The organism is Streptomyces sp. SID12501 (assembly GCF_010550245.1).
GTDB lineage: Bacteria > Actinomycetota > Actinomycetes > Streptomycetales > Streptomycetaceae > Streptomyces.
The window spans coordinates 1-772 of the sequence record NZ_JAAGLU010000172.1; the positions used below are offsets into that span (position 1 = coordinate 1).

General features: G+C 72.8%; 1 protein-coding gene. It reads right to left on the reverse strand.

The features are described 5' to 3' along the window. Positions 1-651: ABC transporter transmembrane domain-containing protein (locus G3I71_RS45045; RefSeq protein WP_275409418.1), on the reverse strand; the 651-nt coding region annotated here is incomplete at its 3' end. Positions 652-772: the final 121 nt, after the last annotated feature.

Genomic DNA, 772 nt, shown 5'->3' on the forward strand with positions numbered 1-772 from the left:
CGCCGAGCGGGCCGACCCCGACCGGTACGCCGAAGGGGCCCGCCGGAAGTACCAGCGGCAGCCGATCACCAGGATCGGCAGGGCCACCAACGCCGCCAACGCCAGCGGCGGCGCGGTCACGGCCAGCGCCCCGAAGAGCAGCCCCGCCCACACCACGCCGATGGCCAGCTGTGGCACGGCCTCGCGCATCGCGTTGCCGAGACGGTCGATGTCGGTGGTGATCCGCGACAGCAGGTCACCGGTACCGGCCCGCTCCAGCACGCCCGGCGGCAGACCGACGGAGCGCACCAGGAAGTCCTCGCGCAGGTCGGCCAGCATCTCCTCGCCGAGCATCGCCCCGCGCAACCGGACCTGCCGCACGAAGAGGGTCTGTACGACGAGGGCCCCCGCGAACAGCAGGGTCACGGTGCCCAGACGCAGCTCGCGGACCCCGGCCGCGAGATCGTCCACGACCCGACCCAGCAGGTACGGGCCGACCATGGACGCGACCACCGCGACCGCGTTGACCGTCACCAGGAGCACGAAGGCCCGCCGGTGGCGCCGGAACAGGCCGCGCACATAGTCCCGAACGGTCGCGGACGTGCCCACGGGCAGCGTCGCGGCCGTTTCGGGGGCTGCCGGATCGTAGTCCGGCGGCGCCACGCCGATCATGCGGATTCCTCGATCTCTGTGAGTGATTCTGCGACGCGCGCCAGTTCCAGGCCCGCCGCCCGCTGTTCCTCTTCGGTCTCGCGGGTGACGACGGCCCGGTAGCGCGGTTCGCCGTGCAGCA